We start from the raw sequence: 7,874 nt of genomic DNA on the forward strand, positions 1-7,874 counted from the left end.
GAACATGATAGTTTAGACGATTAAAAATTGGACAATATATATATGATCAATTTACTTGTTTTTCAAGAATTTAATCACAGAATTGTAATTCAATTTAATGAAATTTTTCTTAAGACTCATTTTGAAGGATAGACTCAATTTTGGTCTTTAATAAATCTATCGCAACAAAGTTCTTGCCCCCTTGGGGTATAATAATATCCGCATAGCGTTTGGAAGGCTCCACAAATTGGAGGTGCATGGGTCGAACCGTTTTTTCGTACTGCTCAAGAATGGATTTAATATTTCGGCCTCTTTCATGCAAGTCCCGCTGTAATCGGCGGATCAGACGAATATCTGCATCCGTATCTACATAAACCTTAATCTTCATCATTTCCCTTAATGGCTCACTATGCAGGACAAGGATCCCATCGAGTATGATAATTACTTGACCGCCTACTTTTTTTGACTCATTTTTTCTTAAATGTTGTGAAAAATCATAAATCGGTTGTTCGATAGTTCCACCTGAAAGTAAAATTTTAATATGATTTAATAAAAGTCTTTCGTCATAAGCATCAGGATGATCAAAATTTTGGGATGACCTATCTGCAAAACTCAAATGTTTTAAATTATAATAATATGCATCTTGCTGAATCATGGCAACATGATCATCACCCAATTTATCAATAAGAGTCTTAGCTACCAAAGATTTTCCCGAGCCTGTACCACCGGCGATCCCGATAAGAATATGCTTACTCACTCGGAATCCCCTTTATCTAAAAACTCACTGTCAAACGCTTCAGGATAAAGATCGCCGATTTTGTGTGTTTTTTGTTTTCCATTTTTATTCACAATTATGATTTCAAGAGATTTTGCAAAGTCCCACAAAACCTGGCGACACGCCCCGCAAGGTGGACAGAAATCTTCGGAATCTGTTATGACAACAATGCGACGAAAGGATCGATTCCCCTCAGAAATTGCTTTATACAAGGCGACTCGTTCTGCACAGATTGTTAATCCATAGGAGCTGCATTCGATGTTACAGCCGGTGTATATTTGTCCATCCTCTGCTTGAAGCGCTGCTCCTACTCTAAAATTTGAATATGGAGAAAAGGATTCTTTTTGCGCTGCAACTGCCTTTGCTACTAGTTCATTCAATTCGATCACCGATAACCTCGAGTCAGAACTTTAAAATTCGCGTCTCAAATAAAAAGGGACTGAAAAATTTTCATTTTTACAGTCCCTATAAATAAAAAATAAATTAAAAAATCAAAGAACAAATGCGTGTCTTATGAGCTTGTTTTGGATTAAAATGGAAGATCGGAACTTTCATCGCCTCCGGATTCTTGATCTGGTTCTGGTTCTACGGGAAAATTATCTGCAGCAGCAGGAGCGTCGTCATCTGATCGACGTCCTAACATTTGTAAATTCTGTGCTACAATTTCTGTTTGATAACGTTTAACACCATCCTTATCTTCCCATTGGCGTGTTTGAATTCGCCCTTCTATATAAACCTGACTTCCTTTTTTTAGGTATTCCCCTACGGTTTCTGCAAGTTTACGCCAGGTGACAACACGATGCCATTCCGTATGATCAGTCCAGTTATTATCTTTATCAGGCCTTCTTTCGGTGGTTGCAACATTAAATGTCGCAACTGCATGACCATTTTGGGTATACTTGAGTTCAGGATCTCCACCTAGATTACCAATCAAAATAACTTTGTTAACGCCTCGTGACATGATTCCCCTCCTTAATGTTAGGGTTAAAAGTTTTAATTATTTTTTATTGTATGAAAAATATATTATACTGTCAAGAAAAATCTCATTATTGTAATATTTTCTCATCCTTTGATTACACCCATTGGCTTTAATTTAGCTACTTTCCTGGCAATACCCGCACCATGAACCGCATCCACGACATCGGTGACATCTTTATAAGCCTCAGGAATTTCTTCAACCAATGTAGCCCTACTCGAAGCCATAGCTGTTACACCCATTTCTGCCAATTCTTTATAGATGTTCCTACCTTTTGCGCTTTTCATTGCTTTTTTTCGACTTAACCTTCTTCCGGCGCCGTGACAGGAAGAGCCAAATGTTTCCAGCATAGATTTGGGTTCGCCGGCCAAAACGTAAGAATATCGCCCCATATCGCCGGGAATAATTACCGGTTGGCCAATTTGTTTGTATCTAAGAGGTATTTCGTCCATGCCCGCCGGAAAGGCCCTGGTTGCTCCCTTGCGATGTACAATCACTTCTTTTTCAACCCCATCAATCGTGTGGTTCTCAACTTTAGCTATGTTGTGTGCGACTTCGTAAACCACAGGTAAAAATGCTTCTTTTGGAGATAATTTTAACGTAACCTCAAAAGATTCCCTGACCCATTGTGTAATAACCTGTCGATTTGCAAAAGCAAAATTGATAGCACAGTTCATGGCTTCATAATATTCCTGTGCTTCAGGAGACCGGAAGGGTGCACAACAGAGTTGCCGATCCGGAAGATCGATTCCATATTTTTGAGCAGCGACTAACATCTTGCGGATATAATCATCACAAACTTGATAGCCAAATCCACGCGAACCGGTATGTATAATGACTGCAACCTGGTCCAATTCCAATCCCATTGTACTTGCCGCTACTTCATCGTAGATTTCAGCCACATAGTCGATTTCCACGAAATGATTTCCGGAGCCAATGGTGCCAAGCTGGGGCAATCCCCTTCGTATCGCATTATCACTAATTCGTTCCGGATTGGCATTTTCAATCTGGCCGTTTTCTTCGATATATTCGATATCATCTTCCATACCATAACCATTCTGCACAGCCCATTTAGCGCCTTTTAGCAAGACTTTATTGAGCTCCTTCGCAGAAAGCCGTAGTGGTCCTTTAGCGCCGACCCCGGAAGGAATCCGTGAAAATAGTGCAGCCACGAGGTCTTTCATTTTCGGTAGTACTTCTTTTTTGTGAAGCTCAGAACCTAACAGGCGGACACCGCAATTGATGTCATAACCGACCCCGCCCGGGGAAATCACACCATCGTCCAAATCGAAAGCTGCGACGCCGCCAATCGGAAAACCATAACCCCAGTGAATATCCGGCATTGCCATGGAGTATTTTAAAATACCTGGCAGATGCGCAACGTTCATCACTTGCTGAAGACTTTTATCGCCGCGAATATCCTCCATCATAGATTTTGAAGCATACACCCTGCCGGGAACGTTCATTCCGCCTTGTTTGGGAATTTCCCAGAGAAAATCAGAGATTTTGGTTATTTCGATTTCAGGCATGATATTAATTTATTATATTCAAACAAACTCGCCATCTTTTTCTAATAATAATACGTGAATAAAAATGCTAATTTTTTTTCTTTAAATAGTAAGCGTTTTTATTTGCTTTTTCGATCCAGGCTTCAAATTCATTTGGTTTTGCCTGGGTAGTAAATCCATGAGGCCTCCATTTATCTCCTGAACTATTTGTTTAATGTTTCGAATCAATATTCTAAAATATTATTCTACTAGGACCATCTTCTTATTTTGAATAAATCGCCCAGAAATCATCTGATAAATATACATTCCTGTGGCAACTTTGCTATTATAAGAATTTCTGCCATCCCAAATAATAGTATGATAACCCGCCTTGGTTTGCTGGTTATTAACAAGTGTTATTATTTCTTCTCCGAGTAAATTATAAATTCTAATCGTTACTTTGCTATCAAAAGGCAATCCATAGCTTATAGCAGTAATTGGATTAAACGGATTTGGGAAATTCTGATATAATTCGTAGCTCTCTGGGACAAAGTCGATACTATCAAACTGGTTATCGATGTATTCTTGCTTTCCAACAACCAGTTTTAACTTTTTCGGATATTCTTTTCCGTAACTGGCAAATGTATACTCCTGTGTGCTACGCAAATTTAAAGAACTTTTTACTGCATCATCCACAAGCCATATTTCATAATCTTCAGGCACGCTTTCCAAAACTGCAAAATTTAACGTAACTTTATCCTTTATATTGCTTTTAACCTCGAACTCCCAAATGTCGCCTTCCAAGGGCTCAGGTCGGGCATCCGTCGCATAGATTGGGCTGACTTTGCCCCACTCAGGGTGGGGAAAATAAACGGATACGTATTCGCCAATCACCGGTGCTTCAGGTCGGTCATGCTGATCCCAGCCCTCTGAGGCTCCGGAAACCACAGACGCAAAGTTGTACGTGTCCAGGGCTTCCTGGCATTGTGCCATAATCCGAATGGACCAAATCACATCTTCATTATCTGTCCCAGTAGTTCCTTTTTGTGACTGGCTTGTCGGAGGAAACAGAAGTGGGTCAACGATCAGTCGATCCGAATTTTCACTATACACCGCATAACCGTCAAATGGATTTAGGCTGCCTGTGAAAGTTGAGAATTGAGAACCGTTAAAAAAGCGAATATCCAGGTTGGTTCCGCTCTCCATCCTCACATTCGAAAGAGGAATCGGGAAATTAAACGGATTGGCTATGAAATTCCAGCCCGCGTGCAAATTAATTGCAAATTCAGCGGAAGTGGTGTTCGACCTCCCCGAGCCAGTATCGATGATTTTTCCTGCATCTTTTACTATTAGCCAGAATGACTTACCCGGAGTCATTCCTGAAGTGCTGGGAAATTCTGCATAGGACTGATCTGCTTTCAATTCCAAAATCATCTGTAATGGTAGCAATAATTGTGATGGCTTCGTTTGCGTTGACCAAAGTCTGGACCGTGTGAATAATCTCAGGTTCCTTATTTACCGAAACTACGACTGTAGCCGAGCCGCTCAATAGCGAAAATTGAGCGCTTCTCGCAGCTTCGCCGATGGGAGAGGCCTGGCCCCCCGCCGTCGCAGTAAGAGAAAAATTTTGAGATTGCGCCGTGCCGCCCAGGTTGCTTTGGGTGGAAGACTCAACGCTGGTTTGTGCGAATATTGGAGCGCTGCATATAAAGATACACAAGCTCAAAAACATCATTTTTATAAATTTTAACTGACACATTTGAAGGTTCCTTTTAGTCATAATCCTGGAAAATTCTATTGGCCTTTACTTGCAAGTTTGAACCAGTAAGGCAAAATTATTTATTTAGATCCTCCAAAGCTTGAATTCTCTTCTGCATTTCTGCAATCGTCTTCTGCTGTTCCTGTACAACTTTGGTCAGTACGGCAACAATATCCATGGGGCTAACCCCTTTGCGATCAGGAGTCGCCACGAGTGCCGGGACATCTTCGGCGACAAAGCCAATATGGAGGTCATTTTCATCCTCAGCCTTAAATTTGAATTTCACGGGTTTAAGGTCTTCCAGCGTTCCTACGGCTTCGGTAACTGAAAGGTCTTCAATGTTTTTTTTCAAATCTTTTGAAGAGACATCAACTATGGTTCCCGTAATGGTACCGGTAGCCAGGATGTTACCGACGACATGAAGTTTCTCAGTGGGACCAGAACCTGTTCCGATGCCAACATTTCCTCCGGCATGAATCCGCATTCTCTCAACACCACCCTCAATAAAATGAATCGACGCTGGCATAAAAACAGTAGCGTAGTCTATATTAAAGATCATTTGTTGCGGACAGTCTCTGTACACCAGCGGAGGTCATTTTGAAATTTCTATTGGCGAAATTTGCACTTTCTACGACAACTTCATCGTTGGCTTTAATGTGTCCAGTAACATGAAGCCTTTCAGTTGGCTCCATCGTCCCAATGCCGACGTTGCCGTCCTTTTCCGCGCTAACGAAAAAGTTAGGTGTTTTTTCTAATCCTTCGATGATCGTCCCACCCTCAAAGTCACCGTTGAAATTCACAATGAGCTCATCATTGAGGAAATGGACAAGGGCCCTTTGATCCGTTATGCTCCCAATATCCCGTCCATCGTTGGTTCCAATAATGAGATCTGCCCCCTGAATTCTCACGTCCCCCGCCACATCCAATGTAAAATCCGGGCTCGTCGTCCCAATGCCAACGTTTCCGGCTGTGTAGTTGATCGAGTTTTTGGCCCCACTATTCCACGGACTATCGGAGCCACCTGCACCCAGTGGGACACCGTTGACCAAAAATTCCGTGGCATTGACCGCGCCTGCTACATCAAGCTTGTAAGCGGGAGTGGTTATCCCAATTCCGACGTTGCCGTCACCGTCATCCAAAACATTCCTGATCTGGCCGTCTGTTTGCGTGGTAAACACTCTTAAGGTATTAGCCGCTGTTCTTTGAATGCCAAAACCAGAATGGATTGTAGCGCCCCCTAAGCCGGAGGTACCGCTGCCTTCATCGAAAGCAAACAAAAGAGCATTACCGGGAATTGCCCCAGCGTCTACAACGCCAATAACTGCTTCTTGATTTGCCAAGGTGTTAGTCATCCTGATAAAACCGCTGCCATAACCTGATTTTTCAATATCCAACTTGGATCCTGGACTCGTCGTACCGATGCCGACTTTGTTATTCGCACTATTCACGTACAAGGAACCGTTATCCACATTGAGGTTGCCGTTGATGTCGACATTGCCATTGTCCCCTATGAAGAATTTGGTATCCTTAGGAGCCGTGCCATTGGTCCTGAACTCAAATCCATTACTATTACCATCATACTGTATTGATGCGGTTTTCCCAGTCCCATTAGTAAAATATATTTTGGCATCAGGGTCCTGGATAAATCCAGAATCGAGGTGCAACAGAGCCATCGGACTTGTGGTCCCAATACCCACGTTACCAGTGCTGTCCACGAAGACCACATCTGTCAGATCTCCAGCTGCAGCGTTCCGTCCGGAAACTTAAATCCTCCCGAAGTAGACTCAAGGATACCGGACACGCTTAGCTTTTCACCAGGCTCGGTCGTCCCAATGCCAACGTTGCCGGTGCTGTCCACAAAAACCACATCTGTCGGGTCTCCATCTTCAGCGTCAAGAGAATGGCCATCGGGAACTGGCCCAATAGACAACACTTCTCTCGCCACCTGCGCCGTATCCGCGTTCGCAGCAAAGATGGATGTATCTGCATTCGCAGTACGGATAGCAAATGCCACACTGGCAAAACGAAAGCGAGGAGTCATCTCGGGATCATTGTCCACTTTGATGCCCAGGTAACGCTCTCCGCTGGCGGTAAACAGATCATTCGGAAATGATGTAATGCTGCCCAAAAGTACGTTGAACACGCCGTTGGTTGCAGTTACAGTTTGGCTCTCTGTCCACAGTGGCGACACCGCTCCCGATTCTACCGCATAGACGGAAAAGGTAATGGAAAAAGTGCCGTTTGCCGGCGCCCCACCCTGATTCAATTTGCCCTGGTAGTTGATAAGCTGCGGCGCCTGGGCGAACAAAGAAGTTGCAGCCAGTACTAAAACCAGGCTTACAATTAAGGTAATTCTTTGCGTCTTCATTTCTTCCTCCTCCTCAAGTTTTGAGGATTTTTGAATGTCTACACAATTGTAAATTTCCGTTAATATCAAACTGATAATGTTTTCAATTCATTCAAAAGTCTCTAGGGGATAGGTGGAATAGGCGGTGGCGATGGTAATTGGGTTGGGCCATTATCGCTTTTTTTACCTGCCAGAACCACTACAGCCACTATACCGGCTACAGCCCCTCCACCAGCGATCAATAACCAATTTATACCGCCATCCATCTTCTTTTTCATCTCTATTCTAACTTCTTCTACCATGTCAACGTAGGCAGGTTTATCGTTAACGGGATCAGCTTTGTAATTTGGAAACAGACGCAATAATTTTTCTATCGCTGCTTTTGCTTCATCCTCTAAACTTTTGGCTTCATAAGCCTTGGCTAAAAATGAGTGTGCGGTGACCAATTGTTCATTTGGCAAACCGCTCTTGTCCAAACATTTATTCAACATGGTAATCACTTCATCACACTTGTTTTCTGTGTATTTTTTTTTTGTTTCTTCTATTTCTTT

Annotated in this window: 10 protein-coding genes; all 10 read right to left on the minus strand. The window is 42.7% G+C overall.

Going from position 1 to position 7,874, the window contains the following annotated elements:
• Positions 1–109: 109 nt before the first annotated feature.
• Entirely contained in the window at positions 110–736 is a 627-nt protein-coding gene (gene udk, locus IIC38_10510) for a uridine kinase (protein ID MCH8126383.1), read from the minus strand.
• The gene (gene cdd, locus IIC38_10515) at positions 733–1,143 is read right to left on the minus strand and encodes a cytidine deaminase (protein ID MCH8126384.1); all 411 of its coding nucleotides are present in this window, start codon (positions 1,141–1,143) and stop codon (positions 733–735) included. Before cdd ends, udk begins: the two co-directional genes overlap by 4 nt.
• Before the next feature lie 140 nt (positions 1,144–1,283).
• Positions 1,284–1,718: a single-stranded DNA-binding protein gene (locus IIC38_10520; GenBank protein MCH8126385.1), complete on the minus strand. Its 435-nt coding sequence runs from the start codon at positions 1,716–1,718 to the stop codon at positions 1,284–1,286.
• Positions 1,719–1,816: 98 nt separating this feature from the next.
• Entirely contained in the window at positions 1,817–3,259 is a 1,443-nt protein-coding gene (locus IIC38_10525; protein MCH8126386.1) for an RtcB family protein, read from the minus strand.
• Positions 3,260–3,478: 219 nt separating this feature from the next.
• The gene (locus tag IIC38_10530) at positions 3,479–4,639 is read right to left on the minus strand and encodes a T9SS type A sorting domain-containing protein (protein MCH8126387.1); all 1,161 of its coding nucleotides are present in this window, start codon (positions 4,637–4,639) and stop codon (positions 3,479–3,481) included.
• Positions 4,581–4,976: a hypothetical protein gene (locus IIC38_10535; protein ID MCH8126388.1), complete on the minus strand. Its 396-nt coding sequence runs from the start codon at positions 4,974–4,976 to the stop codon at positions 4,581–4,583. The genes IIC38_10530 and IIC38_10535 overlap by 59 nt, the downstream gene beginning before the upstream one ends.
• A gap of 76 nt (positions 4,977–5,052) precedes the next feature.
• A complete protein-coding gene (locus tag IIC38_10540; GenBank protein ID MCH8126389.1) occupies positions 5,053–5,535 on the minus strand; it encodes a tail fiber domain-containing protein in 483 nt (160 codons plus the stop codon).
• Positions 5,525–6,691 (minus strand): hypothetical protein, encoded by a 1,167-nt coding sequence (locus tag IIC38_10545; GenBank protein ID MCH8126390.1) that lies wholly within the window; start codon positions 6,689–6,691, stop codon positions 5,525–5,527. Before IIC38_10545 ends, IIC38_10540 begins: the two co-directional genes overlap by 11 nt.
• 14 nt (positions 6,692–6,705) lie before the next feature.
• Positions 6,706–7,413 carry a hypothetical protein gene (locus IIC38_10550; GenBank protein MCH8126391.1) on the minus strand — a complete coding sequence of 236 codons (708 nt, stop codon included), beginning with the start codon at positions 7,411–7,413 and terminating at the stop codon, positions 6,706–6,708.
• Positions 7,414–7,445: 32 nt separating this feature from the next.
• Positions 7,446–7,814 carry a hypothetical protein gene (locus IIC38_10555; protein MCH8126392.1) on the minus strand — a complete coding sequence of 123 codons (369 nt, stop codon included), beginning with the start codon at positions 7,812–7,814 and terminating at the stop codon, positions 7,446–7,448.
• Between the last annotated feature and the right edge of the window lie 60 nt (positions 7,815–7,874).

Source organism: candidate division KSB1 bacterium (genome assembly GCA_022566355.1).
Classification (GTDB): Bacteria; Zhuqueibacterota; JdFR-76; order JdFR-76; family DREG01; genus JADFJB01.